This is a genomic window from Nakamurella deserti (genome assembly GCF_003260015.1).
Classification (GTDB): Bacteria; Actinomycetota; Actinomycetes; order Mycobacteriales; family Nakamurellaceae; genus Nakamurella; species Nakamurella deserti.
The window spans coordinates 54,476-76,469 of record NZ_QCXS01000002.1 but is presented as its reverse complement, the minus strand read 5'-3'; the positions used below and the strand labels follow the sequence as shown (position 1 = coordinate 76,469).

Below are 21,994 nucleotides of genomic sequence, written 5' to 3'. Positions count from 1 at the left end.
GTCACGCGTCCGCGGCACTTCCGGCCTGGCCGCCGGGACCGCCGGTCAGGAAGACCAGCCGGAACTTGCCGATCTGGACCTCGTCGCCGTTGGCCAGCGCCGAGGACTCCACGGCTTCACGGTTGACGTAGGTGCCGTTCAGCGAGCCGGTGTCGGCGACCTCGTAGCCGTCCGCGCCCAGGGTGAACTCGGCGTGCCGGCGGGACACCGTCACGTCGTCGAGGAAGATGTCGCTCTCCGGGTGCCGGCCGGCGGTCACCACGGCCTTGTCCAGGATGAACCGGGAACCGGCGTTCGGACCCCGCTTGACGACCAGCAGCGCGGTGCCCGAGGCGACCGGCTCGAGACCGGAGAGAGTCGCTTCGGCCGTGTCCGCCGTGTCTTCGGCGACGGGCTCCGCCTCGCGGTGGAGCAGCCCGCCTGAGAAGACCGAGGTCGACTCGGATCCGTTCTCTCGCTCGGTCACGCGGCAACTCCCTTGTCGTCCGTCGCGGTCGGCGTCGCCGTCGCCGCGCCCGTAATGGTGGTCGGTGTGTGTCGATCTGTCACGGAAGAGCACCCGTCGGTGGGCCCGGCGCACGCCGGAGCCCGAACGGGTGGGGACATCCTATCGTCGCCGACGTCGCCCTCCGTCCGTCCGGCACCGATCGGGGCCGGTCGGGACTGGTCAGGGCGGCGGCCGGGCGTCGCTCAGGCGTCGCCGATGATCTCGGCGTAGGCGTCCGCGTCGAGCAGGTCGGCCACCGTGGCCGGGTCCTCCACCTCGAGTTCGTAGATCCAGCCGTCGCCGTAGGGGTCGGTGTTGACCAGTTCCGGGGACGCCTCGAGGGTGTCGTTGACGGACACCACGGTGCCGGTCAACGGGGTGAAGATCTCCGAGACGGACTTGGTGGACTCCACCTCGCCGATGGCGTCTCCGGACGTCACCACGGATCCCACCTCGGGCAGCTGGACGAACACGATGTCGCCCAGCGCGTTCTGCGCGTAGTCGGTGATCCCGATGCGGACCACGTCCTCGCCACTGCGCACCCACTCGTGCTGGTCGCTGTAGCCCAGATCCTCAGGAATCACTGCGGTTCTCCTTCATCTCCCCGACCGCACCGGTCCCCGACGGGTGCGGCACGACCCGAGGATCGCGGCCGGGGACGGGATCTCATCCACCGGCCGGCCGAGCGTAGGTGGTCGGCTGCAACGGTCGCAAGGCGTCCACCGTGACCGTGGTCGCGGCCGTCACCACCAGCGTCCCGCCGGCCCGCTTCGCGGTGTCGCCGACCCCACCGGGGATGTTCATCGCGGCGGTCAGGGTGGGCGGGTCGCCGATCGCCAGGATCGTGTACGGCGCGGTGACCGCGGTGCCGTCGACGGTGATCGCGCCGGCCCGGCCGCTGAACGAGGAGTTGACGCCGATCCGGACGTCGTTGACCTGGACCGCCTCCGCGCCGGCGTTGCGCAGCTCCTGCAGCGCGGCCAGCAGCACCTCGGGGGTGACGCCGGTGGCCGGGTCGGTCATCACCATCGACACGCCGGGGCCGCGGGCGGCGGCGGTACCGGCCAGGATGGCCAGCGCCTGGGCCCGCCGCTCCGCTTCCTGCAGCGCCGCCTGCGACGACGCGCCGCCCGAGCGCAACGTGGCCAGGGTCCGCTGCAGCTCGTCGATCTCCGCGGTCAGGTCGGCGCCGCGGCGGTTGACGCCGTCCAGGATGGCCACGAGGTCCTGCGGCCGGGCGGTGGCGAGGGTGTCCCCGTTGTCGGTGGCCCGGACCTGGATGATGATGGCGTAGCCCAGCACCGCACAGAGCACACCGATCAACAGGTGCGAGATCCTCCGCTGCCGGTCGGTGGTGGTCGGCGGTGCGGGCGGTGCGGGGGCGGCGGGTTCCGGGGCATCCGGGGCGGGGGCGGTCACGTCAGGCCTTGAAGATGTGCCGCCGGATGGCCGCGGCGTTGCCGAAGATCCGGATGCCGAGGACGACCACCACCGCGGTGGACAGCTGGGAGCCGACTCCCAGCTGGTCACCGAGGAACACGATCAGTGCCGCGACCAGCACGTTGGCCACGAACGACACCACGAACACCTTGGCGTCGAAGACGTGGGTGAGCTTGGCCCGCAGCCCGCCCAGAACGGCGTCCAGGGCGGCGACCACCGCGATCGGCAGGTAGGGGCCGAGCCAGTCCGGCACGGTCGGTGAGGTGATCAGGCCGATGACCACGCCGATCACGAGCGCGACTACCGCGTACACGGGTTCCCCCCGGGAGTGGTCATGGTCGTTCTCCTCAGCTCGTGGGGGTGGTCGTGCCGGTCCCGGCGGTCCCCGACTCCGGGACGGTCGTGGCCTCGGCCGTGGTCGTGGCGGTGGGCTGCTCGACGTAGCGCGCGTCCACCGCGGCCGCCGCCGGCAGGCTGACGTCGCCGACCGGGCTCACCTCGAAGTCGACGTCGTAGAGCTGTTCGAACGAGCTGAACCGGCCGAAGCCCGGGGTCGAGACGAAGCGCTGCTGGAACGTCGCCGGGTCGCCGATCGCCTCGATCGTCATCGGCCACAGCACCGGGCGGTTGTCGACCAGGATCGCCCCGCCCGCCTGCCGGATGGCGCTGGTGCTGCGCAGCCGCACCCCGCCGATCGCCACCGCCTCGGCGCCGGCCGACCACAGCCCGTTGACCAGCAGCTGGATGTCGCGGTCGAGGACGGCGCCGTTGCCGGTGGCGGCCTCCGGGTCGTTCAGGCTGATCCGCAGCCCCGGTCCGGTCACGGCCAGCAGGGCGTTCATCTGCTCGAGCGCGGTGAGGCTGGCCAGTGCGCCCCCGCCGGCCGCCGCCTGCACGGACCGCAGCTCGTCGTTGAGCGCGACCACCGACGCCTCCAGCACCGACGCGTCGGCCTGAGCGCGGCTGACGTCACCGAGGAGGCCCAGCCGGGCCTCGTCGACCCCGGCCGAGTTGGCCCGGGTGGTCTGGAAGGCGACCCCGAGCAGCAGGCCGATGACCACGGTGCCGGCGAGCAGCCAGCTGCCGGACACCCGGGCCGGTGCACCGCCGGTCCGGCGCCGGTCGGCGGCGCGCTGGTATCCGGGATCGAGGTGGTCCTGCGCGAGGGACTCCAGCAGCGGCGCCGGGAAGCTCGGGCGCGGACCGAGCGGACCCGGGCGCTCCGCCGCCGGTTCGGCCGGGGTCGCGTCGGCGGGAACGCGGTCAGACACCCGTCGCGCTCCGCACCGAGATCCGCCGCTCGGGCGGGACCACCGGGGTGTTGCGGACGACCCACAGGAGTTGCCCCAGGTAGAGCGCACCGGCCCACAGGTAGAGCAGGACGCCCCAGCCGGTGAAGCCGAGGGCCAGCGGACGCGCGATCAGCGCCAGCGTCGAGTCCCCCTGCGCGAGCAGCAGCAGCGGCAGGGCGTAGAGCAGGCAGAAGGTGGCGGCCTTGCCGAGGTAGTGCACCTCGAAAGGGCCGTACCCGTGCCGTCGCATCACCGGTAGGCACAGCGCCAGCACCAGGTCCCGGCCGACGATCAGCACCGCCACCCACCAGGGCAGGATGCCGCGCACCACGAAGGCGAACAGCGTGGCCAGGATGTACAGCCGGTCGGCCAGCGGGTCCAGCACCGCGCCCAGGCGGCTGAACTGGTCGAGCAGTCGGGCCAGCTTGCCGTCGGCCCAGTCGCTGACCGCGCTCAGCGCCAGGACGACGAAGGCCCAGCCGTCCTCCTCGGGACCGAGGATCAGCCAGAGCAGCAGCGGCACGCCGAGCAGCCGCACGAACGACAGCAGGTTGGGGATGGTCCAGATACGGTCTGTGCCGGCGGTTGTCGGCGGGGCGGCGGCCGCGCGGTCCTCGGACACGGCGCACCCTCTTCCTGCTCGACTCCACGGCCGGACCCCGATCGGCCCGGCAGGGAGCTTAGTGCGCCGCGGCGCCGGCCGGGCCCTGCCGCTCCGCGGCGGCCAGGGTGCGGCGGTGCAGCAGCAGCATCCCGTACGCGGCGACCGTCGGTGAGTCGGTGATGGTGCCCCCCGCCACCAGGTCGCAGAACTCGTCCTCGGTCACCACCCGGTGCTCCATGTCGCCCTCGGTGGCCTCCCGCTCGTGGTCGCCGGCGGTCAGGCCGGTGGCCAGGTACACGTCGAAGGCCTGGGAGCTGTGCCCCGTGGACTGCACGAGGTGACCGAGCCGGACCCAGGTGTCGGCGGTCAGCCCGGTCTCCTCCCGGAGCTCGGCGCGGGCCAGTTCCTCGGCGGTGCCGGACTTCCCGGCCGGCCAACCGCCCATCGGGAACTCCAGCGACCGCCGCTCGATGGCGTACCGGTACTGCTCCACGAGATGCAAGCGCGGCCCGGCCGCCGACTCCTCCACCGCGATGATGACGGCGTAGTCGGGCTTGTCGAGGACGCCGTAGATGCTGCGGGTGCCGTCGGCGAACTCGATGTCGTCCTCGCGGACGCTCATCCAGTCGTTGCGGTACACGACGCGGGAGCCGGTCCGGCGGACGGGGGGTTCGGCACTGGCGGTCATGGGCGGAGCGTAGCGACCCCGGGCCGCCGCGCCGGGGCGGGCGCGTCCGGCGGGCCGTTACCGTGATCAGTCATGACCGGCCGGGCGTGGGCGCACTTCGGCGGCCGCTGGGCGACCGACCTGGTCGAGGTCGTGGATCTCGTCGGCGATCCCGCGGCGCTGGACCGCGGCGGCTGGTGGGCGGTGCTGGCGACCTTCGAGGGCCGGCTGACCGGATACCGCTTCGCCACCGTGCGGACGGCGCCGCTGCCGGTCGTCAGTGGCTGGCGCGGGCCTGCGCCGGACAGCTGGCGGTCGTCGTTGGACGCGGACGGGTACGTGGCCCGGGTCGGCGTCATCCGGCGGCTCGTCGAGGCCGGGCAGGTCTACCAGGTTAACCTCTGCCGGATGCTCGACGCCCCGCTGCCGCCCGGCGCCGACCCCGCCGCGCTGGCCGGGGTGCTCGCCGCCGGCAACCCCGCGCCCTACCAGGGGGTGCTGCACACCGGGGACGACTGGGTGGTGTGCGCCTCCCCCGAGCTGTTCCTGGCCGCCGACGCCGACCGGCTGACGTCCGCACCGATCAAGGGCACCGCGGCGGCGGGCGAGCCGTTCGCGGCCAAGGACACCGCCGAGAACGTGATGATCACCGACCTCGTCCGCAACGACCTGAACCGGGTCTGCACCTCCGACTCCGTCCGGGTGGACGCCCTCCTCGCGACCGAGTCCCACCCGGGGCTCGTGCACCTGGTCTCCACCGTCAGCGGACGACGCCGCCCCGGCGTGGGCTGGGGGGAGATCCTGGCCGCGACGTTCCCCCCGGGGTCGGTCAGCGGCGCACCGAAGCTCGCGGCGCTCGAGGTCATCGCCGAGCTCGAGCCGGTCCCGCGGGGGCCGTACTGCGGCGCGGTCGGGTTCGTCGACGCCGACCGCGGCCGGGCCGAGCTCGCCGTCGGGATCAGGTCCTTCTTCACCACGACCGACGACGACGGCAGCCGGCGACTGCGGTTCGGCACCGGTGCGGGCATCACCCACCCGTCGGACCCGTACGCCGAGTGGCGGGAGACGGAGCTCAAGGCGGCCCGGCTGATCGGGCTCGCCTCGGCGCCGGCCGGCGAGGTGAGGGTCACGCCCGGCCTTGAGAACATCACAGCCTGATCAAGATGCGGCGCCCGGCGCCGGTGAAAGGATGAGCCCGACCGTAGCGACCCGACCGGCCCCACCCCGTGGGCGGTCGGCGTTCACACCACGCCCGGGTCCGTCCGTGGCGTGCGGACCACGAGAGGTTGGCCAGCGTGCCGAAAGTGACCAAGGCAGTCATCCCCGCAGCGGGACTCGGAACCCGGTTCCTGCCGGCGACCAAGGCGGTGCCGAAGGAGATGCTGCCGGTCGTCGACAAGCCGGCGATCCAGTTGGTCGTCGAGGAAGCCGTCGCCTCCGGGCTGGATGACGTCCTGATGATCACCGGCCGCAACAAGCGGCCGCTCGAGGACCACTTCGACCGCAACTTCGAGCTCGAGACGACCCTGGAGGCCAAGGGCGACACCACCAAGCTCGGACTCGTCACCGCGTCCAACGACCTCGCCGACGTGCACTACGTCCGGCAGGGCGACGCGAAGGGCCTGGGGCACGCCGTGCTCTGCGCCGAGCAGCACGTCGGGGACAACCCCTTCGCGGTGATGCTCGGTGACGACCTCATCGACGAGCGCGACCACCTGTTGCAGCAGATGATCGCCGTGCACGAGGCCACCGGACAGAGCGTCATCGCGCTCATGGAGGTCCCCCGCGAGCAGACGAACATGTACGGCTGCGCGGGTGTGAGCGAGCTCCCCGCGTCGGTGCGGTCCGGCCTCGAGGACGGCCTGGACGTCTTCCAGGTCACCGAACTGGTCGAGAAGCCCGACCCGGAGGTCGCCCCCAGCAACCTCGCCATCATCGGCCGCTACGTCCTCACCCCCCAGGTGTTCGGTGTGCTGCACGAGACCCAGCCCGGCCGCGGCGGCGAGATCCAGCTGACCGACGCGCTCGCGGCGCTGATAGACATGGACAAGGGCGCGGGCGGCGGCGTCGTCGGCGTGGTCTTCCGCGGCCGCCGGTACGACACGGGCGACAAGCTCGACTACCTGAAGACGCTCGTGAAGCTGGCGAGTGAGCGGGACGACCTGGGCGGGGCGTTCAACGCCTGGTTGAAGGAGTTCGTGGTCTCTCTGTAGTCCTCCCGGGGCCGTCGAGGGACGGTCCCGACCACGTCGGAGGACCGGCGGACGCCCTCCCGGCGAGACGGCGAAGCCGCACCTCGTCGGGCGTCCACCGGTCCTTCTGCGTCCCCCTCCAGGAACGGTCGATGCCCGCCGCACCGACCCCGTGACGCAGCGCCTCGGGCGGGCACCGACCGTCCTTGCCCGTTGACGCGGATCGTCGCCACCGGTGCGGGTGCGGAATGGCCTGCTCGTCACTGCACCGGTGGCCGCCGCGCACGGCCTGCCCTCGACGTCGCTGTCGACGGTGTCCGGCTGATCGCTGTGGTCGTCGTCACGGCCCCGCGGGGAAGTTCGGCCGACGGGACTGCGCTGCACCCGACATGAGCCTGCTCTTCTCTCCCCTGACCCTGCGCGGCACCACCTTCGCCAACCGGGTGTGGCTGGCGCCGATGTGCCAGTACAGCGCCGTCGACGGGGTGGTGAACGACTGGCACCTGGTGCACCTGGGGGCCCGCGCGACCGGCGGTTTCGGGCTGCTGCTGACCGAGGCGGCAGCCGTGCTGCCGGAGGGCCGGATCAGTCCGCAGGACGCCGGCCTGTGGAACGACGACCAGACCACGGCCTGGGCACGGGTGGTGGAGTTCGTGCACGGGCAGGGTGCCAGGATCGGGGTGCAGCTCGCCCACGCCGGACGCAAGGCGTCCACCTACCGCCCCTGGTCGCCGACCCAGGGCAGCGTTCCCGTCGAGGACGGCGGTTGGCCCACGGTCGGCCCGTCCGACGTCGCGTTCGCCGGCTACCGCGCACCCGCAGAGCTGAGCGAGCGCGAGATCACCGACATCGTCGCCGCTTTCGCCGACGCGGCGGTTCGGGCCGACCGGGCGGGGTTCGACGTGGTGGAGCTCCACGCCGCACACGGATACCTGTTGCACCAGTTCCTGTCTCCCCGGTCGAACCTGCGGACCGACGCCTGGGGCGGCGATCTCGCCGGCCGCAGTCGCCTGCTGCTGCAGATCGTGCACGCGGTGCGCGACGTCTGGGGCGACAAGCCCCTCCTGGTCAGGCTGTCCGGCACCGACTGGGTGGACGGCGGCTGGGACGTCGAGCAGACCACCGAGCTGTCGGGGTGGCTGGCGGCCGCCGGCGTCGACCTCATCGACATGTCGTCGGGCGGCAACGAGCCGGCCTCCATCCCGGTGGGACCCGGCTACCAGGTGCCGCTGGCCGCGGAGGTCCGCCATCGCGTGGACATCCCGGTGGGCGCGGTCGGCCTCATCACCGAGCCACAGCAGGCCGAGCAGATCCTGGCCGACGGCGAGGCCGACGTGGTGCTGCTCGCCCGGGCCGCGCTGCGCGATCCGTCGTGGCCGTTCCGGGCCGCCCACGAGCTGGGGCTGGACCATCACGAGATCGCCTACCCGCCGCAGTACCGGCGCGGCTCGTGGCCGGACCGGGTGCCCGCCGGCCGCTGAGCGGTCGCGACGGTCGACCATCGTGTCGGCGTCGACCGTCGCCGCGCCCCGGTCTCGTGCCTCGGTCCCGCGCCGGCGGCCCGCGGCGGTGCTCCGCCAGCCCGCGGCGGTACTCCGGCGGCCCGCGGCGGTGCTCCGGCGGCCCGCGGCGGTGCTCCGGCCCGTCGCGGTGGTGCTCCAGCGCGTCGCGGTGGTGTTCCGGCCCGCGGCGCCGAGTACCCGCACGGCACCGGGCCGACGGACGGCCGGTGATGTCCGGGCACCGGGACGGTGGCGGCGGCGACCGGCGATCGACCCTCGGGTCACTGTCGGTGCCGCGTCCTACCGTGATGCCATGGGGAACTTCTACCGCCAAGAGGGCATGGCCGTGGTCGAGCTGGCGCCTGCGCGGTGTCCCGCCGGTCATGCCCTCGGTCCGCAGAAGGTGCTGGTCGGCACCCAGCCCTGCCTGTGCGCGGGTATGCCGCACCGCACCTGGCAGTGCGTGACCTGCGCGACCGTCATGGTGTGGCCGCGGTGCGAGTTCCATCCGCAGTGGGTCGCCTGGGAAGGCGAACCGTGAGCCGGCGGGGCCGCGGCTGCGGCCCCATCACGGCGCCGCCCCCAGGCGACGAGCCCTGCACGCCCGGCATCTCCGAGCCCGGGCCGCTGCGCCTCGATCCGTCGGGCGTCGCCGGGGCGGTCTGAGCCCTCCGCCCCGCTCGCGCCTCGTCCGGCACCGCACGGCCCCGGCCGCTGCGCCCTCCGCCCGTCGCGAGTCACCGGGACGGCGTGGGCACGTCGACTCTCGGAGCCCCGGCCGCTGCCCGTCCGGCCGTCGGGCATCACCCCGACGGCGTGAGCCTCACGCTCCGGGTTGCGCCTCCCAGGGCACCGCACGGCCCCAACAGTTGCATCCTTCGCCCGTCGAGAGTGAACGGCGCGGCCTGAGCTCGTCCACACCTCGGAGCCCCCCCGCTGCGCATCCGCCCGCCGGGCCCGAACCGCAACGGCGTGAGCCTGACCCTCCGAGGCGCGCCCTGTCCGGCATCTCCGAGCCCCAGCCGCGGCGCCACCGCCCGCCGGGCCCCGGCGGGACGGCGTGGGCCTCGCCCCCGGCTCGCGCCCTGTCCGGCATTTCCGATCCCTGACCGCTGCGCCACCGCCACCGGCCTCGGCGGGACGGCGTGAGCCTCGCCCCCGGCTCGCGCCCTGTCCGACATCTCCGAGCCCCGACCGCTGCGCCCTCTGACCGCCGGCCTCGGCGGGACGGCGTGAGCCTCACCCCCGGCTCGCGCCCTGTCCGGCATTCCGAGCCCCAGCCGCGGCACCCTCCGCCGGCCGGGCCCCGGCGGGACGGCGTGGCCCTCACGCTCCGGGTCGCGCCTCGTCCGGCACCGCGGTCACCGCGGCGGCCCGGGCAAGCGCGGTGATGCGCTCGGCGAGCGCGAGATCACGCGCGGTGAGCTGCCTTCCCACGTCGTGGCTCGTGGTGGCGACGAAGACGCGGTCGTAGCGCCAGTCGACGTCGGGGTGGTGGTTCAGCTCCTCGGCGACCTGACCGATCGCGGCGACCAGGGCCAGGGCGTCCGCCGCCGTGTCCGCGGCGTAGGCGGCCAGCAGCATGCCGTCGGCGCCGCGCCACTCCGTCAGGTCGGTGAGTGCTTCGTCGACCGCGGCCGGCGTCAGGGGATCGGTCATCACCTCAGTCTCCCCCCTGCCCCAGAGCACCGCCGGGTGGCCGGCGGCGCGCACGGCGGGGAGCCGGGCCGCCATCTCGGCGGTGACCGGCGAGACGATGTAGCCGTCCGTCAGGGTTCCGCACAACGCCGTGCGCTCCGGCCGACGCCGGGCGTGCAGACCCACGTAGGCGCACACCACCGCGTCGATGCTGTCCTCCACCCGGGACAGCGCCGCCTTGGTCGGGGCGGCCGTCACCGCGGCCCGGACCTCCTGCCAGCGGGGATCGGCCGCCACCCGCAGCGGCACGGCTGCTGCCGCCAGTGACTCGAGACCGTCCATCAGGCGCAGCATCTCCGACCGCCGGAAGGTCAGGTCACGTCCCGGCCGGTCCTTGTACCGCAGGATCAGATCCAGCTCGAGCAGGGCGACGAGGGCCGCGTGCGGGTACACCTCCAGCGCCGTCCGGTCGCCGCCGGCCCTCGGGTCGGTGTCCAGTCCCAGGCGGCGCGCGAGCCGGGCGGCCCGACCACCGTCGGCGAACCCCGGTCGGCCGAGGTTGGTCGGGTGGCAACCGGCGTGCTGACGGCGAAAGAGGTGTCCCACCGTCTGCTCGGCGGGCCGGCTCCCGGTCGGGTTGACCACCACCAGGGGCGCGTCGAAGGCGACGACGACCGGTCCCTCGCATCTCGGCCCCAGCCAGTCGATCAGCTCGTCGTCGGTGGTGCGCTCACCGAACTCGACCAGCGCTCCGTCCGGGGTGACCTCGGCCACCCCACTACGGTGGCGCTGCCCCCAGGCCAGGTCGACCCCCAGGAACCTGGTCGTCCGCGTCACCGGCACGCGGGTCGGCCGCCGACGCCGGGAGCCTTCGGCGTCCGCGGGCAGGAGGCGCCCGCCGGGCCGCCGCCGCGCCCGGGCCCCCCGCCCGGCGCCGGCCGTACGCCGACCGGCCACACCACACCGCCGACCACGGACGCCGGGTTCACCAGACCCAGACCGGGCGGCGGGCAGCCCACGGTCGACGGCATCGACCCCGTCCTGTTCATGCTGCAGTTCTACCTTTCCGGCCGCGGCCGGACCCGGCCTGCCCGGCCGGCCCGGCCCGTCCAGCGCCGCGGGTCTCCGCTTCCCCGCCGACCGCCGACCGCCGACACCCGATGCACCCGCTCCGCACCCGTCCGCCGTCGCCGGGCCGACGGCCGCTCGTCCGGACGCGAGGCCGGCGTGGGCGGCGCCTGCCCGCGCCGTCCCGGTTTGGGTCGGTGGGCACGCGGATCGGCATACCGCGGCGCGCTCGGGACCGTCCGACGTCGGGCCGCCGTCATCGGGCCGACGGCCGCTCGTCCGGACGCCAGGCCGGCGTGGGCGGCGCCCGCCCGCGCCGTCCCGGTTTGGGTCGGTGGACACGCGGACCGGCATACCGTGGCCCGCTCCGGACCGTCCGACGTCGGGCCGCCGACAACGGGCCGGCGACCACTCGTCCGGACGCCAGGCCGGCCTGGGCGGCGCCCGCCCGCGCCGTCCAGGCATCGGTGGACACGCGGACCGGCATACCGCGGCCCGCTCCGGACGCGACCTATCCCGACAACGGGCCGACGACAACGGGCCGGCGACCACTCGTCCGGACGCCAGGCCGGCGTGGGCGGCGCCCGCCCGCGCCGTCCCGGTTTGGGTCGGTGGGCACGCGGATCGGCATGCCGCGGCCCGCTCCGGACACGACCGCCGACGACGGGCCGACGACCGCTCGTCCGGACTCCCGGACGGCGTGGGCGGCGCCCGTCCGCGCCGTCCCGGGTGGGGTCGGTGAACACGCGGATCGGCACACCGCGGCCCGCTCCCGGCGGCGCCGGTACGCAGCGTCGCGGTGTCCGCGCGTTGGGGCCGTCCCGTCCCCGGTCGGGTGCCGCGCGCGGATGCGATGACCGTGGGTGACGAACGCGCTCCGGCGATCACACTCTGTCGGCTCTGACGTCCTCCCCGCCACAAATGTGACAATGAGTCATCACTTGCAACTCATTGTCGACATGGCCCTCGGGTGCCACGCCGCGATGACCGGACACAGCGCCCGTGCGGCGAAGAGGGGCGCGGCAGCCATGGCGTACGACGTTGACCACACCACGATGTCGGGCTACGGCGTCGGGCGGGGCACGGCGACCGCGACCCTGCCGCCGCGGCCCCACCCACCCGGAGGGTCCGAGGCATACCGGTCCCCCGTTCCCGTGCGTTCCGCCGGGCCGATCGGTGGCGCACCGCGGGGCGGGCCGTCGCGGTGGAGTGGGCTGACCGGACGGTTCGCCACCCGGCTCGTCGCGGCCATGGTGCTGGTGTCCCTGCCGCTGATGGTGGTGCTGGCGGTGCTGCTGACCAGCCGCGCGTCGTCCAGTCTGGTGGCGGCCAATCAGCACGAGCACGAGAAGACCGCCCAGTCGGTGGTCGAGCGGGTGCGCGACTGGCTCGACGAGCGGCGGCTCGACGTGGACCACCTCGCGGTGACCCTCGCCGCCGATCCGGCCGGTGCCGCGGCGTCGGCGGAGCTCGCCGAGACGACCGAGACCTACGGCGCGTTCACCACGATCGAGACGGTCGGCCTCGACGGTGCCGTGCTGGCGTCGTCGGACCCCGCGACCGTCGTCGACGTCCGCGGCCAGGCGTGGTTCGACCAGGCGGCCGCCGGCAGCCCGGTCGTGACGTCCCCCGCGGTGCGGGACGGCGGCATCGTGTGGGTGATGGCCCAGCCGGTGCTCGGTGCCGACGGCCGCCCGGCGGCGGTGCTGGTGGCCCAGCTCGATCCGGCGGTACTGGCCACGCTGCTCCGGCCGCTGGACACCGGGGTCATCCTGGCCGTCGACGCCCAGCGACAGCTGGTGTACAGCAGCGCGATGGGAGAGATCACCGACGGCAGCGCGCTCCTCGCGGCCGGCGCACTGCGCACGACGGTCGACAACCCCGCCGTGCAACAGGCGTCGGCCACCGGAGAACCCGGTCACGCCCGGTACGTCGAGTCCGGCGGAACGGACGTCATCAGCGGCTACGCCCTCCTCGACGACCTCGGCTGGGTGGTGATCGTGCACGAGGCGGCCGCGGAGGTGCTGGCGCCCGTCGACATCGAGCGCGACAACGCCGTGCTGGTGGTCTCCATCGCCGCCGTGGTCGCGGTCGCGGTGTCGGTCCTGCTGGCCTGGCGCACGACGCTGCCGATCCGCCGCCTCACCGAAACCGCGCACGCCGCCGCCGGTGGCGACCTGGACGTACGGGTGGAGCCGCGTGGAGCCAACGAGCTGATCACCCTGGGCGATGCGTTCAACGCGATGCTTGCGACCTGCCAGAGCCTCATCCACCAGGTCAACACCGCCGGCGTCGAGGTCAACTCCGCCGCGGCGGAACTGTCGGCCTCGTCGGACGAACTGGCCGCCACGACCGCCCAGCAGAGTGCGGCCGTCACCGAGGTCACCGCCACCACCGAGGAGTTGGCACGCGCCTCGACCGCCATCGCCGACACCGTCGACGACGTCGCCCGGCAGACCGCCGAGACCCGGGACAACCTGGAGCGGGCCGAGGCCGACATCGCCGCGTCGAGCGAGCGCACGCTGGCGCTGGCCGGCCGGGTGAGCGAGATCGACGCACTCCGGGTGCTGATCAACGACATCGCCGACCAGACCAACCTGCTCGCGCTCAACGCCGCCATCGAGGCCGCCCGCGCCGGCGAGAACGGCCGTGGCTTCGCGGTCGTCGCCGACGAGGTCCGGCGGCTGGCGGAGCGCTCCAAGACCTCCGCCGGTGACATCGCCACCATCATCTCGGCCGTCCAGGGCGAGACGAACGCGACCGTGATGGCCATGGAGAAGGGCGCCAAGCAGATGCAGCAGGGCCTGCTCCTGCTGGCCGCGGTTTCCGACGCCAACAACCAGGTCCGCCTGACCACGCAGCAGCAACGGACCGCCAACGCCCAGGTCGTCGAGACGATGGAACAGCTCACCGACGCCAGCCGTCAGGTGTCGGCCACCGCACAGCAGATCGCCGCCGCCGCCGGCACCCTCGCCGAACTCGCGGGCAACCTCGAGACCACGGCGGCCACCACCACGTTGGTCGGCGCGAACAGCCGGTGACCGGCATCCAGGCGGTGTTGCTGCCCGTCGGGGCCGAGGTGTACGCGCTCGGGATCGACTGGGTGCGCGAGGTGGTGGCCGGCCCGGAGGTCGCGCCGCTGGTCACGGCTCCGCCCTTCGTGGTGGGGCTGTTCAACCTGAGAGGTCAGATCGTGCCGCTGTTCGACACCGCCGCGCTGCTCGGCGTGGGACGGGCGGACCCCGTGCCCGGTGCGGCGCCGTTCGCGGCCGTCGTCGAGACCGCCGACGGTCTGGCCGGTCTCGCCGCCAGCGCGCTGCCCTGGCGATCGGAACTGGGTGCGGCGTCCGGACCGTCCGAACGGCCGGGCACCGCCGGCGTGCACCGCGACGGCGACCGGGTGGTGGTCCTGCTGGATCCCGCGGCCCTGCTCACCCCCGAACGGCTCCGCGGCGACGCCCGCGAGCCCGCCCCGTCCGGAGCCGCTCCGTGGCGACCCTGACCCGCGACCAGATCCGCGACCTGTTCGCGCAGGAGGCGGCCGGCCGGTTGACCTCGCTGGACCAACTGCTGCTGCGGCTGGAGACCGACGGCGCGGACGCCGACCTCATCGGGTCGCTGTTCCGCGAGGTGCACACGTTGAAGGGATCGGCCGCCGTCGCCGGGCTCGACGACGTGAGCACCCTCGCCCACGAGCTCGAGGAGCTGATGGGCCGGGTCCGTTCGGGCGACACCGCGGTCACCCCCGACGTCGTCGACGTCCTGTTCGCCGGCGCCGACCGGTTGCGGGCCGCGATCAGCGGCGAGATCCCGCCCGCCGTCGAGCCTCCTGTGGTCACGCCCACCGTCCGCGCGGCTGAGCGGGCGCCGCTCCCGACCGCCCCGCCGCCGCCCGCCGCGCCGGAGCCCGCGCCGCGACGGCCGGCCGCGTCCGACGGCGGCGTCGTGATGGTGCAGACCGAGCGGCTGGACGAACTGGTCCGGATGCTCGGCGAGTCGGCCGCCGCGCACCTGCGGGTGGGCCGGATGCTGCAGGACCGGTTCGGTCTGGACCCGGCCTCGTCGAGTGAGTACAACGAACTGTCGCGCTTCCTCAACGTGCTGCAGGACCGCGTCATGCGGACCCGGATGGTGCCGGTCTCGACCATCACCGACCAGCTCCAGCGCGCGGTCCGCGACATCGCCCGCGCTCAGGGCAAGGACGTCCGCTGGGAGGTCGAGGGCGCCGCCACCGAGCTCGATCGCGGTGTGCTGGGCCAACTCTCGGACTCGCTGCTGCACCTGGTGCGCAACGCCGTGGACCACGGGATCGAAGCGCCCGGGACGCGCGGCGCGGACAAGCCCGGCCAGGCCACCCTGCGGTTGCACGCCTGGCAGCTCGGGTCCGACGTCATCGTCGCGCTGACCGACGACGGCCGCGGCATCGACACCGCCCGGGTGGCCGAGAAGGCCGGCCGGCTGGGGATCGACACGTCCTCGATGACCGACGACGAGATCCTGCAGCTCATCTTCGTGTCGGGGTTGTCCACGACCGACTTCGTCACCGACATCTCCGGCCGAGGTGTGGGTCTGGACGTGGTCAAGACCCGCGTCGAGGCCGCCCGCGGCCGCATCGAGGTCCGGTCCGAGCCGGGCGTCGGGACCGAGTTCCGCATCGTCGTCCCGATCACCCTCGCCGTGCTGCGCTGCCTGGTGGTCGAGGCCGGCGGACGCCGTTTCGCCCTGCCGCTGCACCGGGTGGTGCTGTCGCAGGCCCACGACGCCTCCCGCGAGATCCAGGCCGAGGGACGCCGGGTCGTCTGGGTGGGCAACGAGCCCGTGACGGTCACGCCGCTCGCGGACACCCTCGGGCTGACCGGTGAGCCCGCCACCGGGCCCATCGTCGTGCTGACCGACTCCGATCGGCAGCACGCCTTCCAGGTCGACCGGCTGGTCCACCAGACCGATGTCGTGCTGAAGGCGCTGAGCCCGCTGCTGCCGCCACTGCCCGCGGTCGCCGGCGCCGGGATCGAACCCAACGGATCCATCTTCGTCGTGCTCGACCCGCCCGGTCTGATCCACCGCGCCCGGCACACCACCCGGGCCGCGATGCCGGCGCCGGTGGCGGCCACCCGCGCCCTGCCCACCCGGCACGTGCTCGTGGTGGACGACGCGCTGACCGTCCGCGAGCTGCAGCGTTCCATCCTGGAACGGGCCGGCTTCGGCGTGCGCACCGCGATCGACGGTCGGCAGGCGTTGGCCCTGCTGCGGGAGGCGCCCGCCGACCTGGTGCTCACCGACGTCGAGATGCCGCACATGGACGGCTTCGCCCTCACCGAGGCCATCCGGGCCCAGCCGGCACTGGCGAACATGCCGGTGCTCATCCTGAGCTCGCTGGCCCGCGACGAGGACCGGCAGCGTGGCCTGGACGTCGGAGCGGACGGCTACATCGTCAAGGCCAGCTTCGACGAGGCCGCCCTGCTCAGCGCGGTCGACCGGCTCCTCGGAGCAGTGGGATGACCGCCCTCGGGACCCCGATCCGGGTGCTCCTGGTCCAGGCGAACTCGCTGCAGCGGACGCAGCTGGTCGAGGTGCTGCAGCGCGACGGCGACATCCGGGTGCTCGGTCCGGCCGCCTCGGCCACCGACGCCATCAGCACCGTGCAGCACGACCGGCCCGACATCGTCGTCATCGACCTGCAGCTGGCCGACGGCGGCAGCCAGTACGCGGTCGAGCAGATCATGGCGCGCAACCCGACCCCGATCCTGGTGCTGTCCAGCCGGATCGCCGACCGCCGCTCACCGCGTGCGGTCGAGGCACTGGTCGCCGGCGCCCTGGACGCGCTGCCGACGCCGACCCCCGGCGACACCCGGTCCGAGGGTGAGCTGCGGCACTGCGTGCGCCAACTCCGCAAGGTCACCGTCATCCGGCATCCGCGCGGTGGCCGGACCACCCCGCCGCCCCGGCCGGCCCTCGCCGGCCGCACTCCCGTCGTGGCCATCGGCGCCTCGACCGGGGGGCCCACCGCCGTCGCGACCGTGCTGTCCGGGTTGGCCGGCCTGGCCGCGCCGGTGCTGATCGTCCAGCACCTGCACCCCGATTTCACCAGCGGCCTGCTCGACCTGCTCGCGCGTTCGTCGGCCCTGCCGGTCCGGATGGCCGAGCAGGGCGTGGTGCTGCAGCCGGGCACCGTGTACCTGGCGCCCGGTCACCAGCACCTCAAGCTGGGCGCCGGATCGCGGGTGGAGCTGGATCCGCAGCCGCTGGCGCTGCACCGGCCCTCGGCGGACGAGCTGTTCTCGTCGCTGGCCGTCCACGCCGGGCCCGCCGGGATCGGCGTGCTGCTGACCGGGATGGGCGAGGACGGCGCCCGCGGTCTGCTGGAACTGCACCGGCGCGGCGGCCGGACCCTCGCGCAGGATCAGGCCACGTCCGCGGTCTTCGGGATGCCGCAGGCGGCGGCCCGTCTCGGCGCGGTGAACGACCTGTTGCCGCTGGGACAGCTGGCGGCGGCGGTCGTGCGCGCGGTCGGGGAGGTCCGCCGGTGAACGACACCGCCGACGCGCTCGTCGACCGTGTCGAGGAGCTCCTGCGACGCCGGATCGGGTTGCGTCCCGAATCCACGCTGCGCGGCCGCTTACGCCGGTCGTTGCGCGAGGAGGCCGCGGCCCGGGCGCAGACCCCGGAGCAGTTCGTGGACACCGTGACGGCCCGACCCGAAGCGCTGCAGGGGCTGCTCGACCGGGTCACCGTCCAGGAGACCGGGTTCTTCCGGCATCCCGAACACTTCACCGTCCTCGCCGAGACCCTGCTGCCCACCCTGCCCGAGCCGGTGAGCCTGTGGAGCGCGGCGAGCTCCAACGGTCAGGAGGCCTACTCCCTGGCGATGGTGCTGGCCGAGAACGGAATCGAGGGATCGGTTCTGGCGACCGACCTGTCGACGTCGGCGGTGCAGCGGACCGCGGCGGGCCGGTACACCGCGCGGGAGATGGGTGGGCTGTCCCCCGCGCGGATCGAGCGGCACTTCACCATCGTGGGCGACGGGTTCCAGGTCGCACCCGAGCTTCGCCGGCGGGTCTCGGCGCACCTGCACAACCTGGCGGGGCCGCTCCCCGACCGTGCCCGCGGCTGCCAGGTGGTGTTCTGCCGCAACGTGCTCATCTACTTCTCGCCCGAGCACGCCGCCACCTTCGTCGACCGGGTGGCCGACACCCTGCCGGGGGCGGCGCTGTTCCTGGGCGGCGCGGAGGCGATGTGGCCGATCAGCCGGCGCTACGAGACCGTCCGCGGCGGCAACACGTTCTGGTACCGGCTGCCCGCCGGGGCGGGACGCCCCACGGCCACGGTCCCCACCCCCCCCCCGCCGGTCCCCACCCCACCCCCGCCGGTCCGCGCCCGCACGGCCGCCGCACCCGGGCCGACACGTCCCCTGCCCGCCGCACCACCGGCGACGCCACGGACACCCCCGCCGCCGACCCCGGCTGCACCGGCCCCCACGGTGGCCGATCCGAGCGCGGCGCTGGCCGCCGATCTGACACGCGCCGGCCAGCGTGCCCTGGCCGCCGGCGACCACGCCGGCGCGGTGGTCGCCTTCCGCAAGTGCGTGTACCTCGCACCCGACGACGCGCTCGCCCACCTGCATCTCGGGCTCGCACTGGAGGCCGCGGACGACCGGCTCGCGGCGCAGCGGTCCTTCGGAGCCGCGAGACGTGCCCTGCTGCACCACGACCCGGCACAGCCCGCGCCCGCGCTCGGCGGTTACGCCGCCGCAGAGCTGCTCCGCCTGCTCGACACCAAACGACGAGGATGACGCCGATGGCACTCTCGACCACCATGGTCTGTTTCACCGCGGCCGGCGGGGCGTACTGCCTGCCCGTCGACGCCACCCGCGGTGTCCGGCGCTCCGCCGGCCTGCTCACGTTGCCCGGTTCGGGTCCCGAGGTCGCCGGGGTCCTGCCGGGTGATCCCCCGCTGACCGTGCTGTCGTCGTTCGGCCCGGGCGGCGACCACATCCTGGTCGTCGAGAGCGGACCCACCGTGTTCGGCGTCCGGGTCGACGCGGTCACCGGGTTGCGCCCGGTGTCCGACGCCGAGATACGGCCCGCACCGCCGGGTCAGGACCGCTCCCTGGTCTGCGGCACCGTGCAGGACGCCGGTTCGCTGGTGATGGTCGCCGACGCCGACGCACTGGCGGCCCGGCTGTGACCGCCGCGACGGTCCTGGTGGCCGACGACTCGCTGCTCATCCGGGCCGTGGTCCGGTCGGGGCTCGAGGAGGAGGGCTACCGGGTCGTGGAGGCCGTGGACGGGATCGCCGCGCTCGCGCAGTGCCGCAGCACCGTTCCCGACGCGGTGCTGCTCGACATCGAGATGCCGGGTCTGAACGGTTACGAGGTGCTGCAGCGGCTCAAGGCCGACCCGGCGCTCGCGCACATCCCGGTCGTGTTCCTCACCAGCCGCACCGACACCGCCGACATCGTCGCCGGTCTGCGCGGCGGCGCGCACGACTACCTGAAGAAGCCGTTCGAGCCGGCGGAACTGCTCGCCCGGGTCGGCTCGGCGGTGCACCTCAAGCAGGTGCAGGACCAGCTCTGGGAGCGCAACGCCGAGCTCGACCGGATCAGCCGCACCGACAGCCTCACCGGCCTGTACAACCGGTGGCACCTGCAGGACGAGTTGACCCGGCAACGGCGCACCGCGCAGCGGCACCGCGAACCACTGGCGGTGATCCTCTTCGACATCGACCACTTCAAGCAGGTCAACGACCGGCACGGCCATCCGGCCGGCGACCTGGTGCTGTGCGAGTTCGCCCGTCGGTTGAGCAGCCAGGTGCGTTCGGGGGACGTGGTGGGCCGGTGGGGCGGCGAGGAGTTCCTGGTCCTGATGCCGCGCACCGACCGGACCGGGGCGGTGACCGTCGCCGAGCGGATCCGCGCGGTGACGGCGGCCACCCCGGTCTCCGGGGGCGACGTCGACATCGCGATCACGGTCAGCGGCGGCTGTGCGCTCGGGTCCGCGGACGCCTCCGACGATCTCATCAGGCTGGCCGACGACCGGCTCTACGAGGCGAAGACCGGTGGCCGGAACCGGATCGTCGCCGGACCGGTGCCGTGACGGGGCGGTGAGGGGTCCGCGGCCGTGGCCGCGGGCCCCGTCCGGTCGACGCGGCGAGGGGGCCCGCGGCCGAGTGTGCAACGGGCCCCGTCCGGTCGACGCGGTGAGGGGGCCCGCGGCCGAGTGTGCAACGGGCCCCGTCCGGTCGACGCGGTGAGGGGGCCCGCGGCGGGTGAGCCACGGGCCCCGTCCGGTCAGGTGCGCACGAGCTCCGGAGCCGGCGCGCCGGCGGCGAGCCACTCGTCCAGCGTCAGGGTGTGACCCTCGAGAGTCGGCCCGAAGTAGACGATGTCGTCACTGCCCTCGTACCGGTAGAAGTGGTCGCCGAGCAGCCGGCCGACCGCGGCCGGGGTGGGGAAGTCCTCGCTCGCCCAGAACGCGAAATCGATGACCTCGCCCGTGAGGGGCTGCCCGTCGCGTTCGAAGACGTACTGGATCCCGGGGGCGTCGGACCAGCCCAGCTTGTAGAAGCCCTCCCGGGCGAAGACCTCCGGCGGCTGGAAGCCGCTCGCGGCCCACTCCCCGAATGAGAGCTTGTGGCTGACCTGGTCGACGTCGCTGTACAGGAACAGCTCCGGCGAGGTCCCCCACTGGTACAGGAAGGTGTACGGGACCCAGGCCACCGTGGTGGCGGCCGGGTAGCCGGCCCTGGCCCAGCCGGACGGCGACAACGCCTCGACGAGCAGGTAGTTCGGCAGTGGGGTGCTGCCGTACACCGTGCTCGACCAGGCGTACTTGACGTAGTTCGTCGCGGTGCGTTTCGGGGTCGGCCTACCCAGGTACAGCCAGTCGTCGAGGGTGAGCAGATAGGTCTGCCCGTCCTCGACGTAGTAGATGTCGTCGCTGTAGGCGGGCTGGTAGACGACGGCCGCGGCGGCGGCCGGGGTGGCCGTCACCACCGACCCGGTGACGGCGAGCGCCCCGGCGACGAGTGCGGCGGTGATGCTGTTCTTCAACGAGACCTCCTGCGGTACGGCGGAATCCGGTGACCCGGGCGGGTCGCGGACGGAACGGCGCGGCGTTGCGGGCCGACACGGGCCGCATCGCAGTCGGTGGACCCCTACCGTCCGGAACGGAAAGCCCGAGGGCCCGCCGCGACGGATCGCGGCGGGCCCTCGGGACCGGTGGTGGGGCGACGCTCAGCTGGGGGCGACCGGCGTCGGGAAGCCCGCCGCCTGCCACTCGGCGTAGCTCAGCGTGTAGTCGGCCAGGGTCGGGCCGTCGTAGACGATGTCGCCGTTGCCCTGCAGCAGGAACTGGTCACCGTAGATGCGGTTCACCTTCGCCGGGGTCGGGTAGTCGTAGGCGGCCCACGCCTCGAAGCTGATCTCGACGGCGCTGCCCTCCTGCAGATCCTGGTAGGCGATCCCGGGGACGTCCACCCAGGCCAGCTGGTAGAAGCCCTGGTCGTTCAGGAACTCCGGCGCCAGGTAACCCAGCTGACCCCACTCGGCGAAGGTGAGCTTGTGCACGTCCGGGCTCTGGACGTTCGCGGCGAACAGCTCGTCGGAACTGGCGAACTTGGCCACGATCGTGCCGGGGATCTGGGCGGTGACCTGCGGCGCGGGCCAGCCGGCGCGCGCCCACTCGTCGGGGGTGAGGGCGTTGATGAGGGCGTCGTCGGCGAACGGGGTGACGGCGTAGATGACCGGCGACCACGGGTAGGAGCCGTACTCGGTGTTCGGCGCCAGGGTGGGAGCCGGGAAGCCGGCGGCCTGCCAGTCCTCGTAGCTCAGGGCTTCGATGGTGCCCTCCCCGAGCACGTACAGCGTGCTGCTGTACGGAACCGAGAAGACCGGTACCGATTCGGCCTGGGCCGGACCGGCCAGCATCACCGAACCGGCGGTCGCCATGACGCCTGCAGCCAGTGCGGCGATGAATGTCTTCCTCATGTTGAACCCCCATGTCGTTCGAACTCCGGATGCAGGACATTACGGTTCGATCAAAGGGTCTACAAGGCATTCACGAACCTGTTCCACAGAAATTTCACCGGTGTCTCCCGCCAATTCCCG

21 protein-coding genes and 1 pseudogene are annotated in these 21,994 nt (G+C 73.6%); 11 read left to right on the top strand and 11 right to left on the bottom strand.

Annotated elements, in window-relative coordinates; genetic code table 11:
• Position 1: 1 nt before the first annotated feature.
• From DB033_RS00705 to DB033_RS00675, 7 genes are all read right to left on the bottom strand, one after another.
• The gene (locus DB033_RS00705) at positions 2–466 is read right to left on the bottom strand and encodes an FHA domain-containing protein (RefSeq protein WP_170315453.1); all 465 of its coding nucleotides are present in this window, start codon (positions 464–466) and stop codon (positions 2–4) included.
• A gap of 224 nt (positions 467–690) precedes the next feature.
• A complete protein-coding gene (gene gcvH / locus DB033_RS00700; protein WP_111765012.1) occupies positions 691–1,071 on the bottom strand; it encodes a glycine cleavage system protein GcvH in 381 nt (126 codons plus the stop codon).
• 82 nt (positions 1,072–1,153) lie between these two features.
• On the bottom strand, positions 1,154–1,906 hold the full coding sequence (locus tag DB033_RS00695) for a DUF881 domain-containing protein (protein ID WP_111765011.1): 753 nt from the start codon (positions 1,904–1,906) through the stop codon (positions 1,154–1,156).
• Between the two features lies 1 nt (position 1,907).
• A complete protein-coding gene (locus DB033_RS00690; protein WP_111765010.1) occupies positions 1,908–2,240 on the bottom strand; it encodes a small basic family protein in 333 nt (110 codons plus the stop codon).
• 34 nt (positions 2,241–2,274) lie between these two features.
• Positions 2,275–3,198 carry a DUF881 domain-containing protein gene (locus DB033_RS00685; protein WP_111765009.1) on the bottom strand — a complete coding sequence of 308 codons (924 nt, stop codon included), beginning with the start codon at positions 3,196–3,198 and terminating at the stop codon, positions 2,275–2,277.
• A complete protein-coding gene (clsA, locus tag DB033_RS00680) occupies positions 3,191–3,841 on the bottom strand; it encodes a cardiolipin synthase ClsA (protein ID WP_111765008.1) in 651 nt (216 codons plus the stop codon). Before clsA ends, DB033_RS00685 begins: the two co-directional genes overlap by 8 nt.
• A 58-nt stretch (positions 3,842–3,899) precedes the next feature.
• Positions 3,900–4,511: an NUDIX hydrolase gene (locus DB033_RS00675; RefSeq protein ID WP_111765007.1), complete on the bottom strand. Its 612-nt coding sequence runs from the start codon at positions 4,509–4,511 to the stop codon at positions 3,900–3,902.
• Positions 4,512–4,583: 72 nt separating this feature from the next.
• On the opposite strand from DB033_RS00675, the gene DB033_RS00670 reads away from it, so the two are divergent.
• The 4 genes from DB033_RS00670 to DB033_RS20455 all read left to right on the top strand — a co-directional run bounded on the left by DB033_RS00670 (position 4,584) and on the right by DB033_RS20455 (position 8,725).
• A complete protein-coding gene (locus DB033_RS00670; protein WP_111765006.1) occupies positions 4,584–5,648 on the top strand; it encodes a chorismate-binding protein in 1,065 nt (354 codons plus the stop codon).
• Between the two features lie 137 nt (positions 5,649–5,785).
• Entirely contained in the window at positions 5,786–6,703 is a 918-nt protein-coding gene (galU, locus tag DB033_RS00665; RefSeq protein WP_111765005.1) for a UTP--glucose-1-phosphate uridylyltransferase GalU, read from the top strand.
• Positions 6,704–7,071: 368 nt separating this feature from the next.
• Positions 7,072–8,163, top strand: a complete 1,092-nt coding sequence (locus DB033_RS00660; RefSeq protein ID WP_111765004.1) for an NADH:flavin oxidoreductase/NADH oxidase — start codon at positions 7,072–7,074, stop codon at positions 8,161–8,163.
• Positions 8,164–8,497: 334 nt separating this feature from the next.
• Positions 8,498–8,725 carry a hypothetical protein gene (locus DB033_RS20455; protein ID WP_157970427.1) on the top strand — a complete coding sequence of 76 codons (228 nt, stop codon included), beginning with the start codon at positions 8,498–8,500 and terminating at the stop codon, positions 8,723–8,725.
• 785 nt (positions 8,726–9,510) lie between these two features.
• Here the strand turns inward: DB033_RS20455 and DB033_RS21760 are convergent.
• Entirely contained in the window at positions 9,511–9,843 is a 333-nt protein-coding gene (locus DB033_RS21760) for a 4a-hydroxytetrahydrobiopterin dehydratase (protein ID WP_111767126.1), read from the bottom strand.
• 42 nt (positions 9,844–9,885) lie between these two features.
• Positions 9,886–10,659, bottom strand: a pseudogene (locus DB033_RS21755) (DUF429 domain-containing protein); the annotation flags it as partial.
• A gap of 1,481 nt (positions 10,660–12,140) precedes the next feature.
• Here DB033_RS21755 and DB033_RS00640 point away from each other — a divergent pair.
• Genes DB033_RS00640 through DB033_RS00610 form a run of 7 tightly spaced genes read left to right on the top strand, consistent with a single transcriptional unit; the run spans position 12,141 to position 19,982 of the window.
• Complete coding sequence (locus tag DB033_RS00640; RefSeq protein WP_170315452.1) at positions 12,141–13,931, top strand: methyl-accepting chemotaxis protein; 1,791 nt, start codon at positions 12,141–12,143, stop codon at positions 13,929–13,931.
• On the top strand, positions 13,928–14,392 hold the full coding sequence (locus tag DB033_RS00635; RefSeq protein ID WP_111765001.1) for a chemotaxis protein CheW: 465 nt from the start codon (positions 13,928–13,930) through the stop codon (positions 14,390–14,392). The genes DB033_RS00640 and DB033_RS00635 overlap by 4 nt, the downstream gene beginning before the upstream one ends.
• A complete protein-coding gene (locus tag DB033_RS00630) occupies positions 14,380–16,389 on the top strand; it encodes a hybrid sensor histidine kinase/response regulator (protein ID WP_111765000.1) in 2,010 nt (669 codons plus the stop codon). Before DB033_RS00635 ends, DB033_RS00630 begins: the two co-directional genes overlap by 13 nt.
• Complete coding sequence (locus tag DB033_RS00625) at positions 16,386–17,417, top strand: chemotaxis protein CheB (protein ID WP_111764999.1); 1,032 nt, start codon at positions 16,386–16,388, stop codon at positions 17,415–17,417. Before DB033_RS00630 ends, DB033_RS00625 begins: the two co-directional genes overlap by 4 nt.
• A complete protein-coding gene (locus tag DB033_RS00620; protein WP_111764998.1) occupies positions 17,414–18,679 on the top strand; it encodes a CheR family methyltransferase in 1,266 nt (421 codons plus the stop codon). Before DB033_RS00625 ends, DB033_RS00620 begins: the two co-directional genes overlap by 4 nt.
• A gap of 5 nt (positions 18,680–18,684) precedes the next feature.
• On the top strand, positions 18,685–19,074 hold the full coding sequence (locus DB033_RS00615; protein ID WP_157970426.1) for a chemotaxis protein CheW: 390 nt from the start codon (positions 18,685–18,687) through the stop codon (positions 19,072–19,074).
• Positions 19,071–19,982, top strand: a complete 912-nt coding sequence (locus DB033_RS00610) for a diguanylate cyclase (RefSeq protein ID WP_111764996.1) — start codon at positions 19,071–19,073, stop codon at positions 19,980–19,982. The genes DB033_RS00615 and DB033_RS00610 overlap by 4 nt, the downstream gene beginning before the upstream one ends.
• A 194-nt stretch (positions 19,983–20,176) precedes the next feature.
• On the opposite strand, the gene DB033_RS00605 is transcribed toward DB033_RS00610, so the two are convergent.
• Both DB033_RS00605 and DB033_RS00600 read right to left on the bottom strand, forming a co-directional pair.
• Complete coding sequence (locus DB033_RS00605; protein WP_111764995.1) at positions 20,177–20,938, bottom strand: hypothetical protein; 762 nt, start codon at positions 20,936–20,938, stop codon at positions 20,177–20,179.
• A gap of 183 nt (positions 20,939–21,121) precedes the next feature.
• A complete protein-coding gene (locus DB033_RS00600; RefSeq protein ID WP_157970425.1) occupies positions 21,122–21,874 on the bottom strand; it encodes a hypothetical protein in 753 nt (250 codons plus the stop codon).
• Between the last annotated feature and the right edge of the window lie 120 nt (positions 21,875–21,994).

Bases quoted from the DNA above. Each gene is read 5' to 3' on its own strand.
- DB033_RS00675 (WP_111765007.1), bottom strand. From the start codon at position 4,511: ATGACCGCCAGTGCCGAACCCCCCGTCCGCCGGACCGGCTCCCGCGTC.
- DB033_RS00670 (WP_111765006.1), top strand. From the start codon at position 4,584: ATGACCGGCCGGGCGTGGGCGCACTTCGGCGGCCGCTGGGCGACCGAC.
- DB033_RS00660 (WP_111765004.1), top strand. From the start codon at position 7,072: ATGAGCCTGCTCTTCTCTCCCCTGACCCTGCGCGGCACCACCTTCGCC.
- DB033_RS20455 (WP_157970427.1), top strand. From the start codon at position 8,498: ATGGGGAACTTCTACCGCCAAGAGGGCATGGCCGTGGTCGAGCTGGCG.
- DB033_RS21760 (WP_111767126.1), bottom strand. From the start codon at position 9,843: ATGACCGATCCCCTGACGCCGGCCGCGGTCGACGAAGCACTCACCGAC.
- DB033_RS00640 (WP_170315452.1), top strand. From the start codon at position 12,141: ATGGTGCTGGTGTCCCTGCCGCTGATGGTGGTGCTGGCGGTGCTGCTG.
- DB033_RS00625 (WP_111764999.1), top strand. From the start codon at position 16,386: ATGACCGCCCTCGGGACCCCGATCCGGGTGCTCCTGGTCCAGGCGAAC.
- DB033_RS00615 (WP_157970426.1), top strand. From the start codon at position 18,685: ATGGCACTCTCGACCACCATGGTCTGTTTCACCGCGGCCGGCGGGGCG.
- DB033_RS00600 (WP_157970425.1), bottom strand. From the start codon at position 21,874: ATGAGGAAGACATTCATCGCCGCACTGGCTGCAGGCGTCATGGCGACC.